Origin of the sequence: Pseudomonas sp. NFACC05-1 (assembly GCF_900100135.1) — a bacterium.
GTDB lineage: Bacteria > Pseudomonadota > Gammaproteobacteria > Pseudomonadales > Pseudomonadaceae > Aquipseudomonas > Aquipseudomonas fluorescens_Q.
The window spans coordinates 534429-561212 of the sequence record NZ_FMTR01000001.1 but is presented as its reverse complement, the minus strand read 5'-3'; the positions used below and the strand labels follow the sequence as shown (position 1 = coordinate 561212).

Sequence of the window (26784 nt, the reverse complement as noted above, 5' to 3'; positions counted from 1 at the left end):
GCCATGAACGATTCCATCGATCTGAACGAGTTTCACTGGTTGCTGGCCATCGTTCAGAGCATCGACGTCGGTGTCGTGGTGCTCGACCGAGAGTACCGTGTGCAGGTCTGGAACACCTTCATGGAGAACCGCTCGGGGGTGCAGCCCAAGGATGCCCACAATCAGCATTTTTTCAGCCTGTTCCCTGAAATCGATCGCCAATGGTTCAGCCGCAAGGTGGAAAGTGTCGCGACCCTGGGCACGCCAGCGTTCACGGTCTGGGAGCAGCGCCCGTACCTGATTCGGTTCAAGAGCTACCAGCCGATCACCGGCCAGGAAGCGTTCATGTACCAGAACACCACGCTGCTGCCGCTGCGCTCGCCTGACAACACCATCAAGCACATCTGCCTGGTGATCTATGACGTCACCGACGTCGCCACCAACCGGCATCAGCTCCAGGCCGCCAACGCGCAGCTGCAGCTACTCTCCAGCACCGATCGGCTGACGGGGCTCTACAACCGCGGTCATTGGGAAAGCAACCTGAAAGCCGCCTACGCCCGGCACCAGCGCTACGGCCATGCGTTGAGCCTGGTGATGCTCGATATCGATCACTTCAAGCGGGTCAACGACACCTACGGTCACCAGGCCGGCGACAAGGTCATCGAGCAAGTCGCCAGGCTGTTGCGCGAACATGCGCGCGACTCCGATGTGGTCGGGCGATATGGCGGTGAAGAGTTTGGCGTGGTGCTTTCGGATACCGACAGCAGCGGCGCACACGCGTTCGCCGAACGCATGCGGCACTCAGTGGAGGCGCTGGAGGTGGTGTACAACGACCAGACCATCCGTTTCACCATCAGCCTGGGCGTGGCCGACCTGAGCCAGCCCTCGAACGACCACGCCGACCTGATCGCCAGGGCGGACCAGGCGCTGTATACGTCGAAAAAGACCGGACGCAATCGGGTGACGGTGCATGAATAGACATTCCACATTTTTTCCGAGTGATCGTGACACTTGATGCCAACCACACATCCCCTGTGGGAGCTCGCTCCCACAGGGGATGTGTACGGCGTTCACTTACCCACTAGGGTTGGGGAAGTCGCGCCATATTTACCCAGCAGTTTGAGCGTCACCCCATTTGTCCAGCCGAAGCCGTCCTGCAGTTCATATTCACCGCCTCCCCCGCCGTCACCGCGCCCGGACAGATCGTATTTCTCCACCAGCTTGTTTTCCTTGCGGTAAAGGCTCTCGACCTGCTGCAAGAAGCGGCTGCCAATTTGCTGCGCCAGGGCGGTTTGCTGGTATCGGTCCAGCCCCTCCACCGCGACCCATTGCAACGGTGCCCAGCCATTGGGTTCGTCCCACTGCTGGCCATTACTGACCTGGGTGGTGGCGATGCCGCCGGGGCGCAACAGGCCGTCACGTACCGCATCGGCGGTGCGATTGGCATGCTCGACAGACGCCAGCCCCGTATACAGCGGGAAAAGCGTCGCGGCCGTGAGCTGCTGGCGTGGCTGGTTGCGTTGCCAGTCGTAGTCCACGTAGAAACCTTTGTCGGCATTCCACAAATGCTTCTCGATGGCACGCTGGCGCAGCTCGGCGCGCCGGCCGTAAGCCTGGACACAGGGGATGTTCTGCACCGTCTCGCAAGCTTTGGCGATGGTGTTTTCGAGATGATAAATCAGGCTGTTGAGGTCCACGGGCACGATGGCCGTGGTGCGTATGCTCGCCAGGTTCTGGCCGTCGTCCAACCAGCGCGAGCTGAAGTCCCAACCGCTTTCAGCGCCGGCACGCAGGTCACGCCAGACCTCTTCCTTGGGCCGATCCGGAGCTCGCTCGGCGGTGCTGACATCTTGCAACCAGGACTCCTGTCGAGGCGTCGGGCTGGCATCCCAATAGCGGTTGAGCACACTGCCATCGGCGAGTTTGACCACGTGTCGCGCGGCCGAACCGGGTTTGAGTGACTGGGCGCCCTCCATCCAATAGGCATACTCCTTCTGCAATTGCGGCAGGTATCGTCCATAGGCCTGGTCGCCTTCGATACGCGCCTGCAACTCCACCATGTAAGCGAAGAATGGAGGCTGCGACCGGCTCAAGTAGTAGGTGCGATTGCCGTTGGGAATGTGGCCGTAGGTGTCGATCATGTAGGCAAAGTTGTCGGTCATCTGCCGAACCTGGGCCTTATCACCGCTCTGCTCAAGTCCCAACATAGTGAAATACGAATCCCAGTAATACATCTCGCGAAAGCGTCCGCCGGGCACCACATAGGGCTGCGGCAGGGGCAACAAACTGCTGTAGGCCGGCACCTGGCGGTAGGATCGACTCAGTACCGGCCAAAGGCTGTCGATATGTTCCTTGATCGGAGCGCCGGGCTTGGGAGCCGGGCTTTCGACTTCGCCGGATTCGATGAAGTTGTCTTTCACGAAAGCCTTGATATCGAAGCCATCACGGTTGCGTCGGTCCAGGTAATCGGCGCGGATCTGCGCCGGCTCACGGTTGGGCAGTGCGTCCACGAAATGCTTCTGGTCGGTGAACACCTGCTCGCGTTGCACCGCTTCAAAGAGTTCGGGGTAGGTTTGGTCGGGAGGGAGATTGGCCCGTCCTTGAGCGTCTGCATAGCTCCATGTGGCGGGCGGCTGGCTTGAACACGCTACGCACAGCAGCGCGGCAAAGGAAAGGCTGGTGAAGTACATAGGTCGCATCGGCTGCTCCATCATGTTGTCGTTCCTGACAAACGAGTGACATGACCGGATAGACCCGGGTTCAGTAAAAAATCTTCGATAGCCTCACTCGTATTGACTCAACTCATTCCATTGTCCGTTGAAGACACTGCCATCCTGCACCGAGGCCAAGGGAACACCGACCACATAGTTGATGTGGATGGCCTGGATGATTTCTTTCGTTGTCGCGCCGTTGCCCTGCGCCGCATCGAACATCGGATTGGAAACATTCGCCGAATCCACTCGCAATATCGCCAGGTTCTCGTACTGACCACTGACGATATGCTTGGCGTAAGTGCTGTACTGACTCTTGAGATGCTTCTCAGGGAACAGGTATACGCGGTGACGGGTGACTTCCTGTTCGTCGTCGGCCACCAGCTCTTCATAGGCATAGGCCAGTTCGCTGAGAAAATGCTGGTGGTGCAACGACAGATCCAGCCTATCGATCTCTTGGACTGCTTTGCCGTAAAAGGAATTCTTCGCCCTATGGGCCTTGGCCTGTCGCTCGTCGAACAAGTCCTCGTCCAACGGTGCCGAGACGCTGCGCAGCTTCTCGACGTACCTTGCCAGAATCTCTTTGAGGTCCGCGTCGGCCGCAACAACGCCTTTTTTTGCGGGAATCGGCGGATAGACACCGACCTGCTCGACATAGGGAATATCGTCTACGACGGCAAAATCCTTGTTGGAAAAAGCGATCTGCACCCTCGCCGTTGCCGCTCGCTCATTGAAAAGGATCGTGCGCGGTGAATAACCTGCCACCGCCAGGTCCTTGAGGAGCATCTTGAAGCGTGCAAGGCGATTGTGTTCGCGCATCTCAATCCGGTTCTTTTGAGTTGCGCCGAATGCCTGGGCCGTGGAAGCCTTTCGTTTGGCGGCGGGGGCCAGCCCGGCGGTGCTGATATTCGCCAGGTTAGCCTTGTTCGTCACATGGTAAAGAAATGACATGGTGCCTCCTTGGCGGTGTCGTGGACACGAAAATCACGTTGCCTCTACGAACCAGGCCCAGCACCCGAGCGCTGGCTGGGCGAATCAACCGGCCCCGGGTCCGGCAGGTTGATCCTAAGTACAGTAGCCCCAGTCCTTCCAAAAGCAACCCGTCGGTTGGAGATCCCGGCAAAGGCGACTCGCATTCGATCATGACAGGCCCAAACAGCCGTCCACCCTGTCGGTCACTGAAATGCACTCAGTGCATCTGTGGGAAATCGGTCATTCCCACGCAGTGGTGGGAATGATCAAAACCAGCGGTTTGGCTTGTGTGGCGAGGGAGCTTGCTCCCGCTGGGTCGTGAAGCGGCCCCAGAACCTGCCAAATGCGGAGCATCAGACACACCGCACCCACCGGTTCACGACTGCTTCGCAGCCGAGCGGGAGCAAGCTCCCTCGCCACAGGTCCATCATTTTTCCTGAGTGAACCGCATTACCCGTGGGAGCGGGCTTGCTTCACAAGTTTCAACTGACCAGCATCAGAACCAGGTTTCCATCTGGATGCCGTACTGCCAGACACCGCCGGCGTTGAAGTCAGTCTTGCCGAAGGAGTCCGTGGTGCTGTACCTGTCCAGGTCCGACGACCAGTTCATGACGCTGGCGAACAGGCGCAGCTCAGGACGCGTGAGCAGATCGCCCAGGTCGGGCTTGAAGGTCGGGGCGACCGTGAATTTCCAGAAGTTGCCGTCAACCGCATTGCGTTGCAGGTAGCCCTTGGGGTCCAGCTTCATGGTTTGCCAGCTCATCTCGTAGGCCATCTCGAAATTGCTGTTGATTTCATTGGCCAACCGCACGTTCAGGGTCATCCAACGGTAATCGTCGCCCTTGACGTAGCGGTCCTTGCTTTGCTCAGCCAGCAGGCTCGGGCCAATGCGCCAGTCGGACGCCAAGGGCGTTTCGCCGTACAGCGCCAGGCGCACAGCGCGGGCGTCATCGATCAGTTCGCCATCCGAGCCAACGTTCTTGACCTCGGCCCCCAACCCCTGCCCATAGAGCAGCGCCGTCTTGAAGAAGCCTTCGCGGCCGAAAAAGTTTTTCTGGTGATTGGCGATCATGCTGTGCAAGCCGGAATCGGCCGGCGTCAGCCCCGCTTCGTTGGTGCGGGTAGCAAAGTCGTTTTTCTTCGAGCCGATGGCGTTGAACATCCACTGCCACTGCCCGCCGTCGAAAAACTGGTTGGACGTCAGGATGTAGCTTTCCACATCGGCATTGACGCCGCCCTCACTGAAATCGCCGTAGTTGCGACCGATCAATGAGTAGTTCGAGCGCCAGTTCTTGTTCATCTGTATATCGTAGATACCGCCACCAGTGCCGGCCAGATAGACAACGTCGGAGTCCAGCCAGTGGATGTCGAAATTGTCCCTGTCGAAGCGCTTGCCGGCCCACAGGGTGGAGTTTTCGAACATCGAGTTGCCCTTGAATGCCGCGAGGTGATCGAGTTCGGTAAACACCTGGCGCACGTTCAGGTTGCTTTCGTCGGCGGTCCAGTCGTTGGAGCTCTCCACACCATCGGCGATGGAAACCGTGAACTTGGAGTGGGTGCCGTTCTGCGCGTACTGCTCTTTCGACAGGTCGATGCGCATGTAGGTGTCGTCTTCGTTGCCGAGTCGCCCGACCGCGCCACCCACAGAACCGGCCGGAGTGGTGTAAGGACCGCCACGACCACCGCCCAATCCATCATTGATCAGCAGCCCGGAGCGGGCGTAGCCCTTGAAGCTGAAGCCGTCGGTAAGGTGTGCGCCACTGCCCTGTTTCTGCGTGCTTTGCTGGCTGGCTTCGAGCTTTGCCAGGCGAGCGTCGAGCGTGGGGACCGTAGCGGCGGACGCCACCGGTTGCACAGCGGGCGTGGCGAGTTTGAGTTGCTGCAACTCCCTGGCGAGTGCCTGGGTTTGCTGTTCGGCGGCGGCTGCGCGTTTTTCCGCTGCGCTGGCACGGGCCTCGAAAGCGGCCATGCGCTCTTCCAGAGTCGCGGCCTGAGACGTGGTCGCCGCGGCGCCGAGCACGCCTGCGAGTAGCCAGCTTGATGCTTTCTGCATGTGGATTTTCCCTGTTTTGTTTTTATTGTTCTGTTGCCGCGACCGGCCTTTTTCACCCAGGTTCTGAATTGTCAAACCAAAGGAAAAAAAGGATGCCTCATCGCAAATACACTGCTACATTTGGCGATGTTAACGTTAACTTTTCTAAAAACAAAAATAAAGAGGGCTTTATGAAACAGCTCAAATCGATCCTTCCAGCGGCGCTGCTCGGCCTGTGCGTCGGATTTCCATCCCTCTCCACAGCCGCCAGCCTGACGATATCCTGCGGTGCCGTGGGTGCTGAATTGCAACTGTGCAAGGAGGCCGTCGAGGCGTGGTCGAAGCAGACCGGCAACAGCGTCGAAGTGGTTTCCACGCCTAACTCGGCGACCGAGCGGTTGTCGTTCTACCAACAGATCCTCAGTGCGCAATCCAGCGACATCGACATCATCCAGATCGACATGGTGTGGCCGGGAATGTTGGCCAAGCACTTGATGGACCTGCGCGAAGTGCTTCCTGCCAACGCGACCCAGGGTTACTTCCAGGCCCAGGTGGACAACGCTACGGTGAACGGGCGCCTGGTGACCATGCCGTGGTTCACGGACTCGGGGCTGCTGTATTACCGCAAGGACCTGCTCGAGAAGTACAACAAGCCCGTGCCCCAGACCTGGGAAGAAATGACCACGACTGCCAGGGCTGTCCAGCAGGCCGAACGCGATGCCGGGAACGCCAATGCCTGGGGTTATGTATTCCAAGGGCGCGCCTACGAAGGCCTGACGTGTAACGCACTGGAATGGATCAGCAGCCAGCCGCAAGGCGGGCTGGTCAATCAGCAAGGCGACATCGTGGTCAACAGCCAGGCCTCAAGGGCCGCATTGACCCTGGCCAAAAGCTGGGTGGGAGACATCTCCCCGCGTGGCGTACTCAATTACACCGAGGAAGAAGGACGCGGCGTCTTCCAGTCGGGCAATGCGTTGTTCATGCGTAACTGGCCTTATGTCTGGGCCCTGGTGCAAAGCCAGGACAGCGTCGTGAAGGACAAGGTCGGCGTCGCTCCCCTGCCCCGCGGCGGCGAGACGGGCACCCATGCGTCCACCCTCGGCGGCTGGGGCCTGGCGGTGTCGCGCTACAGCGCCAACCCCAAGCTCGCCGCAGAACTGGTGAGCTACCTGAGCAGCGCCCAACAACAGAAACACCGCGCCCTGGTGGGTGCCTACAACCCGGTGATCGAGTCGCTATACCAGGATCCCGATTTGCTCGCGGCCATGCCGTACTACAGCCAACTGCGCAGCATCCTCAATGATGGGGTCATGCGCCCTGCTTCAATCACCGCCGACCGCTATCCACGGGTCTCCAATGCTTTCTTCGATCAAGTGCACGGCGTGCTGGCAGACGAACGGCCGGTCGATCAGGCGTTGGCCGAACTGGAAAGCGAACTCACGCGCATCAAACGCCGGAACTGGTAAGCCACAAGGAAGGAAATCACCATGTCTGTCTCCACTACACTCGCCCCCGGCGACGACGAGTACCTGCTCAATCGGGAAACGCCGGTACAACGCCGTCGCGTTCGCGCCGCCTGGCTGTTCCTGAGCCCGATGTTGCTATGCCTGGCCCTGGTGGCGGCCTGGCCGCTGCTGCGCACATTCTGGTTCAGCTTGACCGACGCCAGCCTGGCCGACACGGGCGATGCAACCTTTGTCGGCTTGAGCAATTATCTGTTTCACAGCAGCGCGGGCTGGTCCGGCATCCTGGTCGATCCGCAGTGGTGGAACGCGGTGCGCAACACCCTGCATTTCACCGTGGTGTCAGTGGGATTGGAAATCGTACTGGGGCTGATGGTGGCGTTGCTGCTGAACGTCAAGTTCACTGGACGCGCGCTGGTGCGGGCGTTGATCCTGATTCCCTGGGCGATCCCGACCATCGTCTCGGCGAAAATCTGGTCATGGATGCTCAACGACCAGTTCGGCATCATCAATCACCTGATGCTCGGCCTCGGCCTGATCGATGCGCCACTGGCCTGGACAGCCGACGCGGACCTGTCGATGTGGGCAGTGATCATCGTCGACGTCTGGAAGACCGTGCCTTTCGTCACGCTGCTGATGTTGGCGGCCTTGCAGATGTTGCCCAGCGACTGCTACGAAGCCGCCAGGGTCGATGGCATTCACCCGGTGAAAGTGTTCTGGTGGGTCACCCTGCCACTGCTGATGCCGGCATTGCTGGTGGCGGCGATCTTTCGCATCCTCGATTCCTTGCGGGTGTTCGATGTCATCTATGTGCTGACCTCGAACTCATCGAGCACCATGAGCATGTCGGTCTATGCCCGTCAGCACCTGGTGGAATTCCAGGACGTCGGTTACGGCAGCGCCGCTTCGACCTTGCTGTTTCTGGTCGTGGCGGTAATCGCCATGGCGTACCTGTACCTCGGACGCCGTCAGCTGGAGGTTCGTTCATGAGCCCGCGCCTGCTGAAAAAAGCCCTGCTGCGCGCCGGGTTCTGGTGCCTGATCGGGATCTTGCTGCTGTACGCGGTCTTTCCGTTCTACTACGCCATCGTGACGTCGCTGAAGCCGTCCAGCGCCTTGTTCCAGGTGAGCTACTGGATCGATAACCCCGACTTCTCCAACTATGCCGCCGTGCTGGGCCAGGCCTCGTTCCTGCGGGCCATCGGCAACTCGCTGGTGGTTGCGCTGTGCGTGGTCGCGCTGGCGTTGCTCCTCAGCCTGACCGCCGCCTATGCCCTGGGCCGGGTGAAGTTTCGCGGACGCGGCGTGGTGTTGATGATGGTCCTGGGCGTCTCGATGTTTCCACAAGTCGCGGTGCTGTCGGGATTGTTCGAAGTGATACGTGCCCTGGGCCTGTACAACACGTCCTGGGCGTTGATCCTGAGCTACACGATCTTCACTTTGCCCTTCACCGTCTGGGTGCTGACCACCTTTATGGGACAACTGCCTCATGAGCTGGAAGAGGCCGCGATCATGGACGGTGCGTCACCCTGGGTCACGCTGACCCGCGTGCTGTTGCCGTTGCTCTGGCCGGCACTGGTCACCACGGGGCTTCTGGCCTTCATCGCCGCCTGGAACGAATTCCTGTTTGCCCTGACCTTCACCCTGACCGACTCGCAACGCACGGTCCCGGTCGCCATCGCGCTGATTTCCGGCGGCAGCCCTCATGAATTGCCTTGGGGCTTGTTGATGGCGGCGTCGGTGCTGGTCACGGTCCCATTGGTGATTCTGGTGCTGATCTTCCAGCGCCGCATCGTTTCCGGCCTCACTGCCGGTGCGTTAAAGGGTTGAGGCCCAACACAGACAAGAAAGGAACAGCATCGTGATCAAGTTGAAGCTGGACAACGTGAACAAACAATTGGGCGGCGCACGCATTCTTCGCGACGTCAGCCTGGAAATCTCGGCGGGTGAATTCGTGGTTTTCGTCGGCCCTTCGGGCTGCGGAAAGTCGACCTTGCTGCGGCTGATCGCCGGACTGGATTCGATCTGTGACGGCGACCTGCTGATCGACGGACGCCGGGTCAATGACCTGGAACCGCGCGAGCGTGGCGTCGGCATGGTGTTCCAGTCCTATGCGCTGTACCCGCACATGAGCGTCTACGACAACATCAGCTTTGGCCTCAAACTGGCCAAGACCGAAAAGGCCAGCCTGCGCGAGCGAGTGCTGAAAACCGCGCAAATCCTGCAGTTGGATAAACTGCTGCAGCGCAAGCCACGGGAACTGTCGGGTGGACAGCGCCAGCGAGTGGCCATGGGCCGGGCCATGGCGCGGGAACCGGACATCCTGTTGTTCGACGAGCCACTGTCCAACCTCGACGCCTCTCTGCGCGTGCAGATGCGCAACGAAATCGCTCGGCTGCATGGGCGACTGGGCTCGACCATGATCTACGTGACCCACGACCAGGTTGAAGCGATGACCCTGGCCGACAAGATTGTCGTGCTCAATGGCGGCCGCATCGAGCAGGTCGGCTCGCCACGCGAACTCTATGAGCACCCGGCCAGCCGCTTTGTCGCCGGTTTCCTCGGCTCGCCCAAGATGAACTTTCTGCCGGCGCGCCTGCACTCCCCAGGTGAAACCAGCCAGATCGACAGCCCTTTATTGGGCATGACGCCCCTTCCCTTCGACAGCGCCCACCTGGCGGCGGGCAGTCCGCTGACCCTGGGGATTCGCCCGGAACACATGTCGCTCAAAGCGGCGCAAGGCAGCGCCGGGGTCATCGTGGTCGGGGTCGAATACCTGGGCAGCGAAACCTACGTGCACCTGGAGTCAGGCGAGGATGAACCGTTGATCTGTCGCTGCGAAGTCAACGCCGGATGGCGAGTGGGCGATCGGGTTGAACTGCAACTGGCGTTCGGCAGCGTGCACCTGTTCGACGCGGAAGGCACGGCCTTGAGGCGCCATCCTGCTGTTATTGAAGTCCTCCCGGAGGACGTCCCGCAGCGCTCGCCAAAAGCAGGCGCCCTATGACTGTGTCTGTGAATGCCATGAACGCCCCCATGCCCTCCCCCCTTGAACATGCGCAGCAGGCGCTGAGTGAAGGTCAGTCTCGTCTCATCGGCGATTATCGACCGGCCTATCATCTGGCGCCTGTCGCAGGCTGGATGAACGACCCTAACGGGGTGGTGTTTTTCCGTGGCGAGTATCACGTGTTCTACCAACACCACCCTTTCGATGCCAAATGGGGTCCGATGTATTGGGGGCACGCCAAGAGCACCGACCTGGTCCATTGGCAGCATCTGCCCCTCGCCCTGGCACCAGGCGATGATTTCGACCGCCACGGCTGTTTTTCCGGTAGCGCGGTGGTGTGTGGCGACACCTTGGCGCTGATCTACACCGGGCACACCTGGCTGGGAGAAGTGGGCGACGAACGCTTTATCCGCCAGGTCCAGTGCCTGGCCACCAGTGACGACGGCATCCGGTTCGTCAAGCATGGCGCCGTCATCGAGAACGCGCCGCAAGAAACGATCATGCACTTTCGCGACCCCAAGGTCTGGCGGGAGGATGGCTATTGGTACCTGATTGCCGGCGCGCGCCTGGGCGACAAGCCGCTGCTGCCGCTGTACCGCTCCACCGACCTGCACACCTGGGACTTCCTCGACTACGTGTCCAGTGGCAATGAGGGCGATGGCTACATGTGGGAATGCCCGGACCTGTTTCGCCTCAACGGCTGTGACGTGCTGCTTTACTCCCCCCAGGGGATGAAACCCGAAGGTTACGAACGCCTCAACAAGTACCAGACCGGTTATCGCATTGGCCAGCTCGACAGCGAATGGCACTTCACCGGCGGGCCGTTCATCGAACTGGATAACGGTCACGATTTCTATGCTGCGCAAACCTTGGAGACCGCCGATGGTCGGCGCCTGGTGTGGGCTTGGCTGGACATGTGGGAAAGCCCGATGCCGAGCCAGGCCCATCACTGGTGCGGCATGCTCGGTTTGCCTCGCGAGCTTGAACTGCACGGCGATCGCCTTGGCGTGTTTCCGGCACGGGAACTGACCGCGCTGCGCCAGGCGCCGCTGCCGAGCGTCGCGCCGTGGGGCGAGTCGGGCAGCCGCTGGGTGCCGCAAGTGAAGGGCGACAGGCTCGAAATCCATGTGCATCTGGATCTGCTCGACTGCACCGAAGGCCACCTGGGCATCGCCTTGCGCTGCAGCGCCGATGAGCAGGAACAAACCCTGCTTTATTACGACGCGTCACTGCAACGCCTGGTGCTAGATCGCAGCCGCTCGGGTGCGCAAGTGAGCGGTCAGCGCAGCGTGTCGATCGAGCCTTCGCAAACACAACTGCACCTGCGGGTATTTCTCGATCGCTCGTCCATCGAGGTGTTCGAGGAAAACGGCCGCTTCAGCTTCAGCAGCCGCCTCTATCCGCGACCCGACAGCCTCGGAGTGAAACTATTGGCGAACGGGACTGGCGGGCGCGTCGCCATTCCCAAGGCGTGGCCGCTGGACTCGGGTTGGCTGTGAGTACTGTCATTCGAGTCGCGAGAAGCCCAGGGCCTGTGTCATGATTCTGCGTCAACCTGACTGGCCGCACTTCGCATGACTTCCGTGAAAGACGTTGCACAGCTGGCCGGCGTATCCCTGATGACGGTTTCGCGCGCGCTCAACACGCCGGAAAAACTGAGCCCCGAAACCCTTCAGCGGGTACGTCGCGCCATTGATGAACTGCAATTCGTACCGAGCCTGTCGGCGCGCAGGATGCGCGGCGACAACCTGCAGGCGCGCACCATCGGTGTGTTCGCACTGGACACCGCGACCACGCCGTTTGCCGTTGAGTTGCTGCTGTCCATCGAACAGACCGCGCAGCAGGCAGGCTGGAACGTCTTCATCCTTAACCTGTTGAGCAACCCGCCCACCGATCAGAACATCGACCTGATGCTGTCGCACCGCCCTGACGGGTTGATCTTCAGTGCCATGGGATTGCGCCAGGTGAGCATTCCCGAACGGCTCAAGAGCAAACCGCTGGTGCTCGCCAATTGCCTGGCCGATGACAGCCACTTGGTCAGTTATGTGCCGGATGATGAAGCCGGGCAGCATCGAGCCATGCAGCATGCGTTGAGCCAAGGCTATCGGCGCCCGCTGTGTATCAATTTGCCGAGGAAGAGTCTTGCCTGGGGCCTGCGTCAACAAGGCCTGAAACGCGCCTGTCAGGCTGTCGGGCTGGCACCTGAAGCACTCCTGCAGTACGACCTTTCCGATCACGACGCCTATGATGAAACCGCCGCCATTCTCGACCGGCATATCGTTGACGGCCGTCCGCAATTCGACATCCTGGTCTGCGGCAACGACCGCATTGCCTTTTGCGCCTATCAGTTGTTGCTGGGGCGCGGCCTGAAAATTCCCGACGATGTCGCAGTGCTCGGCTATGACAACATGATCGGCATCGCCGAACTGTTCATGCCGCCACTGACCACGGTACAACTGCCGTACTACGAGATCGGGCGCCAGGCGGCCCGGCACCTGATCGAGAACCTCGAGGTATCAGGCGCCCAGCCGGTGGATTGCCCCCTGGTGGTCAGGGCGTCGCTATAAGACCGCCGACAAACCCGTGGCGAGGGAGCTCGCTCCCGCTTGAGTGCAAAGCACTCACAAAAAAGGGCCGCTTCGCAGCCCAGCGGGAGCAAGCTCCCTCACCACGGGCGCACCGTTTTTCTTAAGTGAACAGCATTTTGATCACTAAGGCTGCTTCGCGGGCGACGACGGCAGCGCCGCGATGATCCGGGCGCGGCACACCTCGAGGATTTCATCGGCCAGCGCGGAATCGTCCGGGCAGGCCCGTGACAACACGATCGCACCGACGGCATGCGCCAACATGTCGAGCATTTTTGCCCTGATCGCTTCCTGCGGCGCGTCTTGCCCGGCCTCGTACCGGCTTTCGAGCGCGGCCAGCATGTCTTCGATGCCGTTGGCAAAGGTAGCCTTCAGCTCGGGCGATTGACGGGCAGCGTCGCCACACAGTGCCGCCATGGTGCAACCGCTACCCCGGCCGTCACGGTGGTCCCTGGACACGTAAAGATCGACGAAACCAGCTACGTCGATGCCTGCATTGTCGGTCAGCGACTGCGCAAGGCTATTCGCCGCCGCTTCGGCCATCAGGTCGGCCTTGGAGCCGAAATGCTTGTAGAACCCGCCATGGGTGAAGCCGGCGGCCGCCATCAGGTCCGCCACACCCACGCCGTCAAAGCCTCGCTCGCGAAACAAGACAGAGGCCGTCTCGACGATGTGCTCCCGATTTGCCTGGGCCTGGGCCTTGGTCACCCTCATTTTTCACTCCCTCGTGCAGCTCGAAATTCATGCCCACATCATACATAGATGTCGAGCATAATCAAATTCGTTGACAGCTTAGATTTCGATCATCATCCTAATGAAAAGCGCGCTCACCTCGCCAGGTTGCACGCGCTCCCCTTTATCCAAACCTACGGAAACAAGACGTCATGACCGACCAGATCCTGTTCACACCCTACACGTTGGGTGATCTCACGCTTTCTAACCGAGTGGTCCTGGCGCCGCTGACACGTAACCGTGCGGGGCAAGGTTTTGTGCCCAGCGAGTTCGCTGCCACTTACTACAGCCAGAGAGCGTCGGCAGGCCTGTTGATCTCCGAGGCGTCGCAGATCTCCCAGCAAGGCCAGGGCTATCAGGACACCCCCGGGATCTACACCCAGGCCCAGATCGACGGCTGGCGCACGGTCACCGATGCCGTACATGCCAAAGGCGGGCGGATTTTCCTGCAACTGTGGCATGTCGGCCGCGTTTCCCACGTCGACCTGCAAGCAGATGGTGCAGCGCCAGTGGCCCCCTCTGCTCTGCGTCCGGCGACGAAGGTATTCGTCAACAATCGTTTCGAAGACGTTTCCGAACCGCGAGCGCTGGACATCAGCGAGTTGCCCGGGATCGTCAACGATTTTCGCCAGGCGGCGGCGAACGCCATCGCCGCGGGATTTGACGGCGTAGAGATCCACGGTGCGAACGGCTACCTGTTGGACCAGTTCATCAAGGACGGCGCCAACATGCGCACCGATGCCTACGGCGGCTCGATTGAAAATCGTGCTCGCCTGCTGCTGGAAGTGACGGCGGCAGTGGTGGGCGAAGTCGGCGCCAGCCGCACCGGCCTGCGCATCTCGCCGGTCTCGCCGGCCAATGGTGTGTCCAGCAGCGCGCCACAGGCCCAGTTCGACTACCTGATCGACCAGCTCAACACCCTCGACATCGTGTACCTGCATGTGGTCGAAGGCGCGACCGGTGGGCCGCGCGACGTTGCGCCCTTCGACTTCGGTGCCTTGCGCCAGCGCTTCAAAAACACCTACATCGCCAACAACGGCTACGACCTGGACCTGGCGACCTCACGACTCATCGAAGACAAGGCTGACCTGATCGCCTTCGGCCGGCCGTTCATCGGCAATCCGGACCTGGTGGAGCGGCTCAGAACCGGTTCGCCTTTGTCGGCGTTCAATCCCGCTACCCTCTACGGTGGTGGTGCGACGGGCTACATCGACTATCCAACGCTCGCTGAATCCAGCGCGCAGTAACACTGGCCAGACCCGACTGCGCGCCTGAACAACAGCGCGCGACTCGCTCATCGATACCTTGAAGAAGAGAATCTCCATGGACACTCGCACAACTGTTCTCATCACTGGCGCCTCCACCGGTATTGGCGCTGTCTATGCCCAACGCTTTGCGCAACGTGGACACGATCTCGTCCTGGTGGCCCGCGACAGCGCGCGCCTGGAAGCGCTGGCCGCCAAGCTGCGCAGCGAACACAACGTTGCCGTCGATATTCTCCAGGCCGACCTGACCCAGCTCGGCGACCTGACAACCGTCGAAGCCCGGCTGCGCGACGACGCCAACATCGGCATCCTGGTCAATAACGCCGGCGCCGCCCAATCCGGGACCTTCATCGAACAGTCGACCGACAGTGTCGCGCACCTCGTGTCGCTCAATACCACCGCGCTGGTCCGGCTGGCCAGCGCCATCGCCCCACGCCTGGTGGAAGCGGGTGACGGCGCGATCATCAACATCGGCTCCGTCGTTGGCCTGGCACCGGAGTTCGGTATGTCGGTCTACGGCGCGACCAAGGCGTTCGTGCTGTTTCTCTCCCAGGGACTCAGCCTGGAACTCTCTCCGAAAGGCGTCTACGTACAAGCCGTCCTGCCAGCGGCCACCCGCACTGAGATCTGGGAACGCGCGGGTATCGATATCAACACCCTGAATGAAATCATGGAAGTCGGTGACCTGGTCGATGCCGCGCTGGTCGGTTTTGATCGTCGCGAGCCGGTGACCATCCCGCCCTTGCATGAAGAAGCACGCTGGGATGCCTTGCAGGCCGCACGTCAAGGCCTGCTCGGGCAAATCCGGCAGTCCCATGTCGCCGAACGCTATCAAGACCCGGCGTGATCATCGTTTAGCAGGTGCCGGCGCAAAGGACAGCGCCGGTATTTCCGGATGCCGGGCCAAGTGATCACTGCACTGCATCCCTTATGAGAGCAAAGCACCATGAAAGCATTTTTAATCGACCGCTACGGCAAGCACAGTGGTCGTATCGGCGAGCTACCGGCCCCTGACGTGGGTGACCACGACGTTCTGGTCCGCGTGCAGGCTGCCAGCGTCAACTTGCTGGATTCAAAGATCAGCAAAGGCGAATTCAAGCTGATCCTGCCCTACTCCTTTCCCTTGGCATTGGGTCATGACTTGGCCGGGGTCGTGGTCCGCGTGGGATCCCGTGTCGAGCAATTCAAGCCGGGCGATGAAGTCTATGCCCGCGCCCCGGACGGGCACATCGGCACCTTCGCCGAGCAGATTTCAGTGAACGAAAATGCCCTGGCCGTGAAACCGGCAAACATCAGCATGGAAGAAGCCGCCGCCCTGCCCTTGGTCGCCCTGACGGCCTGGCAGGTACTGGTTGAAACCGCCCGACTGAAGAAAGGCCAAAAGGTCTTCATCCAGGCCGGTTCAGGTGGCGTCGGCACCGTCGCCATCCAGCTTGCCAAGCACCTCGGCGCCTTCGTTGCGACCAGCACCAGCACCCCCAATGTGCCGTGGGTCAAGGCCCTGGGCGCAGACGTTGTCATCGATTACAAGCAGCAGGATTTCGCCAGCGTCCTGCAGGACTATGACATCGTGTTGAACAGCCTGGGCGCCGATGAGCTGGAGAAATCGCTGAAGATCCTGAAACCAGGCGGCCAACTCATTTCCATCTCCGGCCCCCCCACCCCACAGTTCGCCCAGGCCCAGGGACTTTCCTGGGTGCTGAGACTGATCATGGGCCTGTTGAGCAGCGGTATACGCCGCAAGGCCCACCGAAAGGGAGTGAGCTACGCCTTCGTGTACATGCGTGCCAATGGTCCTCAGCTGCGGGAGATCACCACCCTCGTCGAGTCCGGCAGCATCAAGCCGGTGCTTGACCGATCCTTCCCCTTCGACGCGACAGCCGATGCCCTGAGCTATGTCGAACAAGGACGATCGAAGGGTAAGGTCGTCATCAAGATCCACTCGGGAATGGCCGATGAGTGAAGGCGTATCGGCGCCGCAGAGTCTGGCGCACATTGATGCTTGAGCAATGAGGAGTGTCAGGCCAGTACCACCTGAAGCAAAAGCGCTGATTTGACCTGTGGCAATCGGGTGACTACCTTGAAACTCACCCATCTCGTTCGACAAGGAGTGTCGACATGCGCGCAACTGCTCGTGCGTTTTTTAACCTGCCCCTGGCATTCCATACGGTAGCTGCCCAGTCGCCGCATGATCCGCTGAAGCCCCGCATCAACCCCAACTACAACATCCTCAAGGACGCGCACCAGGAACTCGATGCGGCGGCTGGTTGCCATTCGCTCTCGCGTTGAGTCGCCCTCGTCCATAACACTGCCGATGCCCGCGACAGGCTCAATGAAAGCCGCCGGCCGGCATCACGAACCCTGCTGTTTTCTCTTTCCCGGCATGGAATGCCCCGCCGGCTACCGGCTCCAACACAAGGAAGTCACGTCATGAAGACACGTTTGAAAAGAATCACGCCTTTGCTCGTCCTCCCGTTGTTCTGGCAAACGACAGCGGCCAATGCCGAGTCGTGCGAAGAGACGCTGAAACGGGTGGAAGGTTTGTACAACAACACCGTCGACAGTTGCCGGCAGGACCCGGCCTCGGATTGTTCGGGGTTGCTGATCAGGGGCACCCACCGCGCCAACCCGGCGAAGGGCGAGAAATGGGATGTCTGGAACCCGAGCCCGAAAGCGAAGGAACTGGGTACCTTTGCCGCCTCCTGGATGCGGGTCGATGGCATCAGCTATGAAGATCCTGGCATGAGCACCCAGAACGGCTACATCATCACACCGATCGACCAGGTACGCGAACCGGAAACCCCGGTGCACATCTACTGCGCATTTCCGAACGATGCCTGGACCGACTTTCGCGATGACCGAGGCTGCGGCAACAACAAAAACACCGCCCAGACAGAGGCTGTCTGCCAGGCCATGGCGCCGCCTATCCTCAACGCCAATGCCTGGGTCGCGCATTTCACCCGGTTCAACAACGACAGGAAGCAAGACCAGTTGCAATGTGGATTCAATATGCGCAACCCCATGAGCAGCCGGGAACGGGTCGACGCGTTTCGAAACTTCATGGGCGCCCGGCAAGTCATCAATACCCGCGAATTTCAAACCCAGACCGAACTGCGCCTGGGGAACCCGAAAGACGATGCATTGCCGATCCTGGCGTTTTTCTACAGCGATCAGCGGGGCTTGAACGATGCCCTGGCCAACCAACGGGACTACAAGGACAAGACCGGCAAGGATCGCAACATCATCAAGATCGACTTCCCCAGGACGCCGGGCAGCAAGGCCACGTTCTCCTGCACCCGAACCACGCCGCCCACGCAACAATTCTGTGAACGCTACATCGAATCCAGTACTTGGGTACGCCGCCCTGATCCGAAGCTTGGGCCCGATACCTGGTCGCTCCAGGTCGTGCCCACGGCCTGCGGCCGTGCGATCAAGGATGACCAGACCGACAGGATGTTTGCCGAGCTGTACAACAAGCACAAAGACGACGGGCAATGGCGGCAATACAGCGTCTACGGCGGATCCATCCGCCGGCAACTAGTGTGTCATCTGGCGGCCACCTTCGATGGCAAACCCGTCAGGAACAAGCCCGAGTGGAACCTTGAGCCGGCACGTCCTTACGTCGACCAGGCCAGGGCTGTCGCACAGTACTGCAATCCTTACTGAGGTTTGAGCGGCAAAGCCGACCTGCCGATCCCGAGTATCGGCAGGTTGCCTTTCCAACGAAGTGCCAGAGCCGTGTTGCGGGCATCATGACCGAATGAACGACGCCCCCTGCGCTGCCATCGTCCGAAGCAGCGGAGCCACCCGCAGCCCTCGCTCAGGAAGTAAGGCCGTCCAGCCGGAAAGCGCCTCGACGATCCCTGGCAAGCCAATTCGGTCGGCATGGTAAAGAAGCCCGCCCCGGTAACGGGGGAAGCCGTAGCCGTGAATCCAGACGAGGTCGATGTCATTGGGGCTGTCCACGATGCCTTGCTCCAGCAGGTGCGCGGCCTCATTGACCATGGCGAACAGGCACCTATTGAGGATTTCCTCATCGTCAATTGCACGCGGCTCGATGCCCCGGTTCTGTCGATGAGCCACGAGCATCCTGGCCACATACGGGTCCGGCAGGCCCCGGCGCTGGCCTTCCTCGTATCGATAGTAACCGGCCGCTGTTTTCTGTCCGAGACGCCCCGCCTCATGAAGCTGTTCGATCCAGTTGCAACGGCGTTCCGATGCGCTCAATAGATCGGCCCGGCCCTGTCGGTTTCGCCAAGCGATATCCACGCCCGCCAGATCACGCAGTTCGAAGGGCCCCATCGGGAAACCGAACTGCCGGATGACCCGGTCCACATCTTCTGGAGCCGCCCCCTCCTCCAGCAGGAAACCCGCCTCGCGCTCGCGAACGGCCAATAGACGGTTGCCGACAAAACCATAGCAATTGCCCACCGCGACAGCGGTCTTGCCCAGCCGTGCGCCCAATTGCAGCACCGTTGCCAGGACCTCCGGTTGGACCTGGGGTGTCCTGACCACCTCTAGCAGCTTCATGACGTGCGCCGGGCTGAAGAAGTGCATGCCGATGACATCGCCCGGGCGGGTGGTCACGGCAGCAATGGCCTCGATATCGAGGTACGAGGTATTCGTCGCGAGGATGGCGCCCGACTTGGCGAAGTGGTCCAGCTGCCTGAACACGGCCTGCTTGACGGCGAGGTCCTCGAACACGGCTTCGATAATCAGATCGGCGCTGGCAACGCCTTCGATGCTTGAGTCGAACTCGATCAGGGGGGCACGTCGGGCGGCTTCGTCGGTATCTAGCCGACCTTTTTCCACGGCGCTGGTGAAGTAGTGGTCGATGGTCGCGCGGCCACGCGCCAAAGCCCCGGGTTGCGTGTCGATCAGGCGTGTGGCGATTCCGGCATTGGCCAGGCACAGCGCAATACCGCTGCCCATGGTGCCGGCACCGATCACCGCAACGAGGTCGATGGGGCGAGTGGGCGCTTGCCTGGCCAATGCGCGACATCGGGAGGCCAGGTCCCGTTCGGCGAAGAACACGTGCCGCAATGCCCTGGCCTGCTCGCCATGGCGACGAGCGATGAAGCGCTCACGCTCGTTCGCCATCCCTTCGGCGAAGGGAAGCTGCCAGGCACCTTGCAGTGCTTGTAGGGCGATGCTGGGCGCTTCCTGACCCGCTGCCTTGCGAATGATCGCCTGGGCGCGTTCGTGGATAAGCTGCGGGTCGAACGGCGCGACCGACAGGTCGCAGACCCGAGGGACGGGCTTGTCCATGACCTCCCTGGCGAAGTCGCTGGCACACGCCAGCACCGAGGTGTCGCTCAACCGATCCAACAAACCGATCGACAACGCCTGTTCCGCACCGATACGTTCGCCCTCCAGCACCATCGCCAGCGCTACCTCCATGCCGCACAACCGAGGCAAGCGCTGCGTCCCTCCCGCTCCGGGTATCAGGCCCAGGCTGACTTCCGGCAAGGCGAACTGCACATCAACTGCGGCCACTCGGTAATGGCAGGCCAGGGCCAGTTCGAACCCACCACCGAACGCCGAGCCATGCAGCGCCGCAACGACAGGTTTCGACGCCTGTTCAATCGTGGCCAACACATCAGGGAGATGAGGGGCCCGCAGGGGCAGGTCAAACTCCTTGAGATCGGCACCGGCGACAAACGTCCGGCCCTGGCACGCAATGACAATCGCCTTGATGGCGCTGTCGCTCAACGCTTCTTGCAGTCTTTTGAGCAACTGCTCCCGAACCTCCTGCGACAGGGCATTGATCGGTGGATTGTCGATGATGACCTGGCCGATATCACCTTCACGCTGGAGCACTACAGTGGCGTGCATCGGTTACCTCCCGTTGAATGGCTTGGATTACAGAAGCGACAGTGGGTAGCTGACGATCACACGCACATCGTCAGCGTCCCGGGCGAAGTCCGCTCTATAGGTGGCGCTGCGAACCCGCATGCTCATGCCTTTCATCGAACCGCTCTGCACCACGTATTGCAGTTCGACGTCGAGCTCGCGTTCACCATCGGAATCCGCGCCCGCGACGTCGGCCCGGCTGCCGCGCACATAACGCGTCATGAAGCTCAGCCCCGGCACGCCGACCGTGCCGAGGTCGAAGTCATAACGAGCCTGCCAAGAGCGCTCGTCCTTCTCGGCAAAGTCGCCCACCTGGACGAAGTTCACGAGGTAAGGGTCGGCGCCAGCCACATAGGGAAACGCGGAGTCCCCGGACATCTTCTGGTAGCCCAGCCCAAACGAATGACCTTTCAGCCTGTAAGTGCCCAAGGCGCTGAAGGCGCGGTTGTCGATGTGCCCGCCTCGTGCCTGACCGTCGCTGTCACTGTCGAAAAAGCGCACATCGCTGGTGAAGGCGCCCCAGTCGCCTTTCCTGCGGTCGGTCAGGCCCAGGAAGCGCTGTTTGTAGACGTCTTCGAGGACGGCGTACTGGGCAATCAGGTCGGTCGTCTCACTGGCGTGAAAGGCCCCGCCGAGGAGGTTGAAATCGCCCCCGTCGAGGGGGCCGCTGAAGCGGCGGTTCTTATTGTTCAGCTCAAGACCGGTCGTGCCCGACTGGTCCCTGTACACCGTACCCTTGATCTGTGCCGCGGTGAGTTCAAGAGGCTTCCACTCATTGACCTGTACCTGGGCCCCCTCGAAGGTCTGCGGCAGCAGACGCCCGTTGTTGGCGACCAGGGTTGGCCATTTCGGCAACAGGGTCCCGACCCGCAACTGGCTGTCCGAGACCTTGACCTTGAGGGTGCCGCCCGCCTTGGAATAACGGTCCGGGACATCTCCATCGTCCTGGACCGGCAGCAGCCCCGTGCCGGAACGCCCTGGCCCGGAATCGAGCTTGATGCCCAGCATGCCGATCGCATCGACACCGACCCCGAAGACACCAGGGGTGAAGCCGGACTCATAGCGCAGGATAAAACCCTGGGCCCACTCCTGGCGTCTTGACTGGCCCGCGCCTTCGCGAAAATCCCGGCTCATGTAGAAATTGCGCATTTCCACAGAGGCCTTGCTGTCTTCAAAGAACCCTTCGGCACCTGCCACCGGCAGATACACGGCAAAACCCACCCCTGCCGCACAGAGCGGCATTGTTTTCATCGATTTCATGACTGCTTACCGAGAGGAAGCCGAGCTCTGCCAATGTGCTTCTTGACGCGCCGGCCGGTTGGAGTTCAAACGCGCTTCAGCGCACCTGGGTCAGGTAGTCCTGGGCCTTGCCCGGGATCTTTTCGTTCTGGACGGTGCCCAGGAACTTGATTGCACGCTCGACATCGGTGTCCGTCAGGTACGGAGTCTGCGGGAATGACTTGCGATTGCTTTGCCAGGCGGCGGCATAGACCTTGTCATTCACCCCGTCGAAACGGCTGCGCACGGCTTTCATGGCTTGCTGCGGCTGTTCATTGATGAGCTTCGTTGCGTCGCCCAGGGCCGCGAGGAAGGCCTTCACGATTGCTGGGTTGTCCTCGGCCCATTGCCGGCGAGCGCTGAGGGCGATCGAAGGATACCCATCCAGCTCGGCGACCATGCCTTCGGACATGTCCAGCAGGGTGAAGCCATTCTGCTCGATGACCGCACTGTCCGAAGCCGGCGATGACAGGGCAAAGCCATCGATCTTGCCTTGGGCGAACGCCGCCAGCATGGCCGCGCCGTTATTGAGGTAAAGCAGCGTGAAGTCTTTTTCCGACTGCAGGTGAGCCTGCTGACCGAGAAAACGCACCAGGAAATCGGCACTGCCACCGGCCCCGCTCACCGCCAGGCGCAGGCCCTTGAAAGCGGCCAGGCGTTGCTCGACGGTGGAGTTGGCGTCCAGGCCGAGCCGATCAGCCACCTCTTGGCGAATGACGACGTTGCTGGCGTATTGACCGACCATGCGCCCCAACAGCGTGATGTCGGCGCCCTTGATCTTGGCATTGATCGCATTCTGGATGGCGCATGAGCAGAACTCGACTGATCGGCTGGCAAGGCCCGAAGCCGCGGCACCGCCACCCTTGAATTTCACCAGCTCGACATCCAGGCCATGTTTTTCAAACAGGCCGCCGTCGAGTGCGACGAACAACGGCATATGCACGAAGCCTTCCGTTCCCAAAGCGACTTTTACGGGCTCGGCAGCTTGCGCCTGGAACGAGACAGCACTGAGTACGACGCTGAGCCCTAAAGCAGATATCCAACCTTTGATAGACATGATGCGACCCTCTGTTTTTGTTGTTGTGATGGTGTTGCTCAGACCGAGATTTCTCGCTCGTCCTGTTCTTTCTTCCACGGCATCAGGTACGTCTCCAATGCGCGAACCGCCGCCTGGAGCAGCAGCGCCAAGGCGATGATGGCGATCAGCGCGGCGAATACACCGGCCGTGTCCAATTGCCCCGCTGCGTCCTGCAACAGGTAGCCCAGTCCGCGGTTGGCGGCCATGATTTCACCGACGATGGCGCCGATCAGGGCATAGGGCACCGACAGCTTGAGGCCGGTGAACACCCACTGGATGGCCGATGGCAGTACGACCTTGGTGATCAGGTGGTGCTCCTTGGCGCCCATCAGGCGCAGGATTTCCAATTGCTCGCGCTCCACCGCGCGGACGCCGCTGTAGGTGTTGAGGAACACCAGGAAGAACACGATGGTGGCGGTCAGGATGATCTTCATTTCGATGCCGATTCCGAACCACATGATGAATAGCGGCGCGAGGGCGACTTTCGGCAAGCTGTAGATGGAGGTCAGGATGGGGTCCAGCAGCTTGGCGAGCAGCGCGTTGCGCCCCAGGATCAAGCCCACCGTGATACCTGCCAGGGCACCTAAGAAAAAGCCCACCAAGGTTTCCACGACAGTGATCCAACCGTGGGCGAACAGTCGGCCACTGACGACCAGCTCAATGAAGCGCCGGCCGATTTCCAATGGCGAGCTGACGAAAAACGGGTCCACCAAGGGACCGGAAGCGAACTGCCAGGACAAAAAAATCGCAGCGAAGATGGCGAGACGACCGAGAAAGATATTCATGTGCAGGGGTTCTCCAAGACTGGGCCTTTAGGCGTCGTGATCCGGCGTGATGATTTCCCAGAGGTCGCCACAGAGCTGGTGGTAGCGCGGGTTCTTGCGCAGTTGGATGATGTTGCGATCGTCACCCAAAGGAATCGGCACATCGCGGACAATCGTGCCCGGCCGACCGGAGAAGACCAGGCAGCGATCGCCCAGGGCCACGGCTTCGTCCAGGTCATGGGTGACGAACAACACGGTTTTCTTGAGCTGGCGGCTGAGCTTGAACAGCTCGGTCTGCATGCGGATCCGCAGTTGCGCATCCAATGCGGCAAACGGCTCGTCCATCAACAGCGTCTCAGGGTCGTACGCCAACAAGCGAGCGAGGGCCGCGCGCTTGCGCATGCCACCGGAGAGCTGGCTCGGGTAGGCCTTTTCATGCCCATCGAGGCCAACGAGGGTCAGCAACTCACGGATACGCGCTTCACGCCTAGCCTTGGGCACGCCCTGGATTTCCAAGGGAACGGCGATATTGCCGGCCACATCCCGCCATGGCAGCAGATGATCGCTCTGGGTCATGTAGCCGGTGCGGCCGTTAACGCCTTGCACGGCCTCGCCTCGGTACAGCACCTCGCCGGTGGTGGGGCAAAACAGCCCGGCGACCATGTTGAGCAAGGTCGACTTGCCGCAGCCGGAGGGGCCGATGATGGTCACCAACTGACCTTGCTGGATATCGACGTTGATGCTGTGGGACGCCTGCTTGGCAACGCCTTTCACTGTGAAAGACTTGGACACGTCACGGAAAGAAACCACCGTCGGAGCGGTGACCGTGGCGCTGATCGGGGAACTGCGCGACTGGATGGCAATATGGGGACTGTTCATAGAGACCTGCTTGTTTTTATGAGTCTTAAATGAGCGTTCTTTGATTATGCGAGCGTGATTTCCAGGGTAAAGACAGCTGTTCCACAGAGTGGAACGGCTGTCCCTCATGCCATGATCGTCAAGCCGTCCAAGGCCATCACCCCGCTTCCGGCAGGACGCACCAGCAACGGATTGATCTCGGCTTCAATCAGGCGCTCGCCCAACTGCATGGCCATGTCCGAGAACGCGACGATGCAGTGCGCCGCAGCTTCGGTGTCGGCCTTGGGCATCCCGCGATAGCCGTCCAGCAACGGGTAGGTGCGCAACTCGCGCAGCATCTGCCGGGCTTGTTCGAGGTTTACCGGAAGCAAGTGCAAGGTGGTGTCCTGGAACAACTCCGCCGTCACCCCGCCCATTCCAAGCAGGAGCGCCGGGCCCAGTTGCGGGTCCCGGTGAAAACCGAGAATGAGTTCCTGCCCGCCGGTGACCATTTCCTGGACGAGAAAGGTTGGCGGCTCGAACCCCACATGACGGCTGACCTCGGCACGCATGCGATCCAGCCGTGAGCCAATATTTCCGGCATCCAGATGCAAGGCCACGCCGCCCACTTCGCTCTTGTGCGGAATCTGCTCGGAAAGGACCTTGAGGGCGACGTGGCCGCCCAGTTCCTGCGCGGCCTGAGCGGCTTGCTCCCTATCACGAACCACCCGCTCCCGCGTCACCGGGATGCCGAAGCTGGCGTACAAGCGCTTGCTGCGCTCTTCATCGAGCGGACCACTTGGCAGGTCCTGGGCAGCCTCAGGCCGGGCCTGCACAGTGCCTGGCTCATCGGATGGCTCGTTCCATGTGGCCTGTGCCGCCAATGCCTTCAGTGCGCTGGCGCAACTTTCCGGCGCGCTGAACGCCACGCCACCTGAGCCATTGATGCGTCGGGCCGCAGCCGGAGCATGGGGGCTGATGTACGCCAGCACCGGTTTATCGGAGCTGGCCAGGCTGTCGCGAATGGCATCGGCCATCAGGTGGGGCTGAGCAACACCGGAAGAGCCCACGACGCTGATCACCGCATCGAAATCCGGACTGTCGAGCAGGATGCCAATGGCCGCGCGCATCAGCTCCGGCTGCAGCCCCGCCAAGGTCAAGTCGATCGGGTTGCGGTCCAGGACCGCCTGGTCGCCAATATCCAGGTCACGCAGTTTTGCCGCGGTCTGCGCACCGGGCGTGGGGGTTTCGAAACCGCTGACGCCGAGGCTGTCGGCGATCAAGGTGCCCGCGCCGCCGGTCGAGGTCAGAATGGCAACCCGCCGGCCACGCATGCCCCTGCCACGGGCCAAGGCAAAGGGAATGTCCAGCAGGTCGGCAAACGTCTCGGCCCGAATCACCCCAAGCTGACGGAAATAGGCGCAGTACAGAGCATCGGAGCCGGCCATAGCCCCCGTATGGGAAGCTGCCGCATGGGCACCGGCTTGGGAGCGTCCCACTTTGAAGACCACGACAGGCTTGCCGGCAGCGCGAGCCTTGCGCACCGCACGGGAAAATTTTTCACTGTCGCGCAAGCCCTCCAGATAAAGGGCAATGACCGAGGTCGCGGGATCGTCGGCCAGGTAATCGACGAAGTCGGCGACATCCAGGTCGACCTCGTTGCTGGTGGAGATCAGCTTGGAAAAACCGATTCCGGCAGCAACGCCACGGGACAGCAGTGCGCCCAGGATCCCGCCACTTTGCGATACGACGGCTACACGGCCGACCAGCAGCTCGTCCATGTCCAACGCACCGCTGGCCGACAGCGTGACCCGCTCGGTCAGGTTGACCAGGCCGATGGTGTTCGGGCCCAGGATCCTCATCGCCCCACGGGCCGCTTTCAGTTCGTCCTGGCGCAACGCACCCGTCGCGCCAGTTTCACCATAGCCACCGGCCAACACAATCGCTGCGGGGCATCCCAATGCCGCCAGCTCGGCGACGGCCTGGTTGGCGCGCGCCGGCCCTAGGAGAATGATCGCCACGTCCGGCACTTCCGGCAGCTCGGCAATACTGGGGTAGCAGCGCAGTCCGTCGATATCTTCATAACGTGGATTGACGGGATACAAGCGTCCCTGGAAACCGTGCTTGCGCAAGAACGCGATGGGCCGGCCCGAGGTTTTGCGAGCGTCGCCCGAGGCGCCGATGACCGCGACGCTGGCGGGACTGAGAAGACGTGCAATCTGGTTCATG

The 26784-nt window shown here is 61.1% G+C and carries 22 protein-coding genes; 12 read left to right on the top strand and 10 right to left on the bottom strand.

The window, feature by feature from the left end; translation table 11 throughout:
- The first annotated feature begins 3 nt into the window (after nucleotides 1-3).
- Nucleotides 4-957, top strand: coding sequence for a GGDEF domain-containing protein (locus BLO97_RS02500; RefSeq protein WP_092221804.1), 954 nt, complete (start codon nucleotides 4-6; stop codon nucleotides 955-957).
- 92 nt (nucleotides 958-1049) lie between these two features.
- Here BLO97_RS02500 and treA read toward each other — a convergent pair whose 3' ends face one another.
- From treA to BLO97_RS02485, 3 genes are all read right to left on the bottom strand, one after another.
- The gene (treA, locus tag BLO97_RS02495) at nucleotides 1050-2678 is read right to left on the bottom strand and encodes an alpha,alpha-trehalase TreA (RefSeq protein WP_092345096.1); all 1629 of its coding nucleotides are present in this window, start codon (nucleotides 2676-2678) and stop codon (nucleotides 1050-1052) included.
- A gap of 84 nt (nucleotides 2679-2762) precedes the next feature.
- Nucleotides 2763-3641 (bottom strand): hypothetical protein, encoded by an 879-nt coding sequence (locus BLO97_RS02490; protein WP_092344752.1) that lies wholly within the window; start codon nucleotides 3639-3641, stop codon nucleotides 2763-2765.
- A gap of 517 nt (nucleotides 3642-4158) precedes the next feature.
- On the bottom strand, nucleotides 4159-5715 hold the full coding sequence (locus BLO97_RS02485) for a carbohydrate porin (protein WP_072339067.1): 1557 nt from the start codon (nucleotides 5713-5715) through the stop codon (nucleotides 4159-4161).
- A 170-nt stretch (nucleotides 5716-5885) separates the two neighbouring features.
- Between BLO97_RS02485 and BLO97_RS02480 the strand changes: the two genes are divergently transcribed.
- The 6 genes from BLO97_RS02480 to BLO97_RS02455 all read left to right on the top strand — a co-directional run bounded on the left by BLO97_RS02480 (nucleotide 5886) and on the right by BLO97_RS02455 (nucleotide 12730).
- A complete protein-coding gene (locus BLO97_RS02480) occupies nucleotides 5886-7160 on the top strand; it encodes an ABC transporter substrate-binding protein (RefSeq protein ID WP_092344749.1) in 1275 nt (424 codons plus the stop codon).
- A 21-nt stretch (nucleotides 7161-7181) separates the two neighbouring features.
- The gene (locus tag BLO97_RS02475) at nucleotides 7182-8147 is read left to right on the top strand and encodes a carbohydrate ABC transporter permease (protein WP_063321669.1); all 966 of its coding nucleotides are present in this window, start codon (nucleotides 7182-7184) and stop codon (nucleotides 8145-8147) included.
- The gene (locus BLO97_RS02470) at nucleotides 8144-8986 is read left to right on the top strand and encodes a carbohydrate ABC transporter permease (protein ID WP_063321670.1); all 843 of its coding nucleotides are present in this window, start codon (nucleotides 8144-8146) and stop codon (nucleotides 8984-8986) included. Before BLO97_RS02475 ends, BLO97_RS02470 begins: the two co-directional genes overlap by 4 nt.
- A 31-nt stretch (nucleotides 8987-9017) precedes the next feature.
- Nucleotides 9018-10163 (top strand): ABC transporter ATP-binding protein, encoded by a 1146-nt coding sequence (locus tag BLO97_RS02465; RefSeq protein WP_092344747.1) that lies wholly within the window; start codon nucleotides 9018-9020, stop codon nucleotides 10161-10163.
- Nucleotides 10160-11662 (top strand): glycoside hydrolase family 32 protein, encoded by a 1503-nt coding sequence (locus BLO97_RS02460; RefSeq protein ID WP_092344745.1) that lies wholly within the window; start codon nucleotides 10160-10162, stop codon nucleotides 11660-11662. The genes BLO97_RS02465 and BLO97_RS02460 overlap by 4 nt, the downstream gene beginning before the upstream one ends.
- Nucleotides 11663-11737: 75 nt before the next feature.
- Nucleotides 11738-12730, top strand: coding sequence for a LacI family DNA-binding transcriptional regulator (locus BLO97_RS02455; RefSeq protein ID WP_092221797.1), 993 nt, complete (start codon nucleotides 11738-11740; stop codon nucleotides 12728-12730).
- A gap of 144 nt (nucleotides 12731-12874) precedes the next feature.
- On the opposite strand, the gene BLO97_RS02450 is transcribed toward BLO97_RS02455, so the two are convergent.
- Nucleotides 12875-13462, bottom strand: a complete 588-nt coding sequence (locus tag BLO97_RS02450; protein WP_063321674.1) for a TetR/AcrR family transcriptional regulator — start codon at nucleotides 13460-13462, stop codon at nucleotides 12875-12877.
- A 170-nt stretch (nucleotides 13463-13632) separates the two neighbouring features.
- Here BLO97_RS02450 and BLO97_RS02445 point away from each other — a divergent pair, with 170 nt between their 5' ends.
- From BLO97_RS02445 to BLO97_RS02430, 5 genes are all read left to right on the top strand, one after another.
- Nucleotides 13633-14727: an alkene reductase gene (locus BLO97_RS02445; protein ID WP_092344743.1), complete on the top strand. Its 1095-nt coding sequence runs from the start codon at nucleotides 13633-13635 to the stop codon at nucleotides 14725-14727.
- 76 nt (nucleotides 14728-14803) lie between these two features.
- Nucleotides 14804-15592, top strand: coding sequence for an SDR family NAD(P)-dependent oxidoreductase (locus tag BLO97_RS02440; protein WP_063321676.1), 789 nt, complete (start codon nucleotides 14804-14806; stop codon nucleotides 15590-15592).
- Nucleotides 15593-15691: 99 nt separating this feature from the next.
- Nucleotides 15692-16708, top strand: coding sequence for an NADP-dependent oxidoreductase (locus tag BLO97_RS02435; protein WP_092221793.1), 1017 nt, complete (start codon nucleotides 15692-15694; stop codon nucleotides 16706-16708).
- Between the two features lie 155 nt (nucleotides 16709-16863).
- Complete coding sequence (locus BLO97_RS31540; protein ID WP_170861994.1) at nucleotides 16864-17034, top strand: hypothetical protein; 171 nt, start codon at nucleotides 16864-16866, stop codon at nucleotides 17032-17034.
- Between the two features lie 141 nt (nucleotides 17035-17175).
- Nucleotides 17176-18411 carry a DUF2599 domain-containing protein gene (locus tag BLO97_RS02430; RefSeq protein WP_092344741.1) on the top strand — a complete coding sequence of 412 codons (1236 nt, stop codon included), beginning with the start codon at nucleotides 17176-17178 and terminating at the stop codon, nucleotides 18409-18411.
- A gap of 84 nt (nucleotides 18412-18495) precedes the next feature.
- On the opposite strand, the gene BLO97_RS02425 is transcribed toward BLO97_RS02430, so the two are convergent.
- The 6 genes from BLO97_RS02425 to BLO97_RS02400 all read right to left on the bottom strand — a co-directional run bounded on the left by BLO97_RS02425 (nucleotide 18496) and on the right by BLO97_RS02400 (nucleotide 26783).
- Nucleotides 18496-20580, bottom strand: coding sequence for a 3-hydroxyacyl-CoA dehydrogenase NAD-binding domain-containing protein (locus BLO97_RS02425; RefSeq protein ID WP_092344739.1), 2085 nt, complete (start codon nucleotides 20578-20580; stop codon nucleotides 18496-18498).
- Nucleotides 20581-20607: 27 nt separating this feature from the next.
- A complete protein-coding gene (locus tag BLO97_RS02420; RefSeq protein ID WP_092344737.1) occupies nucleotides 20608-21849 on the bottom strand; it encodes an OprD family porin in 1242 nt (413 codons plus the stop codon).
- A gap of 85 nt (nucleotides 21850-21934) precedes the next feature.
- Nucleotides 21935-22933: an ABC transporter substrate-binding protein gene (locus tag BLO97_RS02415; protein ID WP_092344735.1), complete on the bottom strand. Its 999-nt coding sequence runs from the start codon at nucleotides 22931-22933 to the stop codon at nucleotides 21935-21937.
- A gap of 38 nt (nucleotides 22934-22971) precedes the next feature.
- Complete coding sequence (locus BLO97_RS02410) at nucleotides 22972-23739, bottom strand: ABC transporter permease (protein WP_092344733.1); 768 nt, start codon at nucleotides 23737-23739, stop codon at nucleotides 22972-22974.
- Nucleotides 23740-23766: 27 nt separating this feature from the next.
- Nucleotides 23767-24597, bottom strand: a complete 831-nt coding sequence (locus BLO97_RS02405; RefSeq protein WP_092344731.1) for an ABC transporter ATP-binding protein — start codon at nucleotides 24595-24597, stop codon at nucleotides 23767-23769.
- Nucleotides 24598-24701: 104 nt separating this feature from the next.
- Nucleotides 24702-26783 (bottom strand): acetate--CoA ligase family protein, encoded by a 2082-nt coding sequence (locus BLO97_RS02400; protein ID WP_092344729.1) that lies wholly within the window; start codon nucleotides 26781-26783, stop codon nucleotides 24702-24704.
- Between the last annotated feature and the right edge of the window lies 1 nt (nucleotide 26784).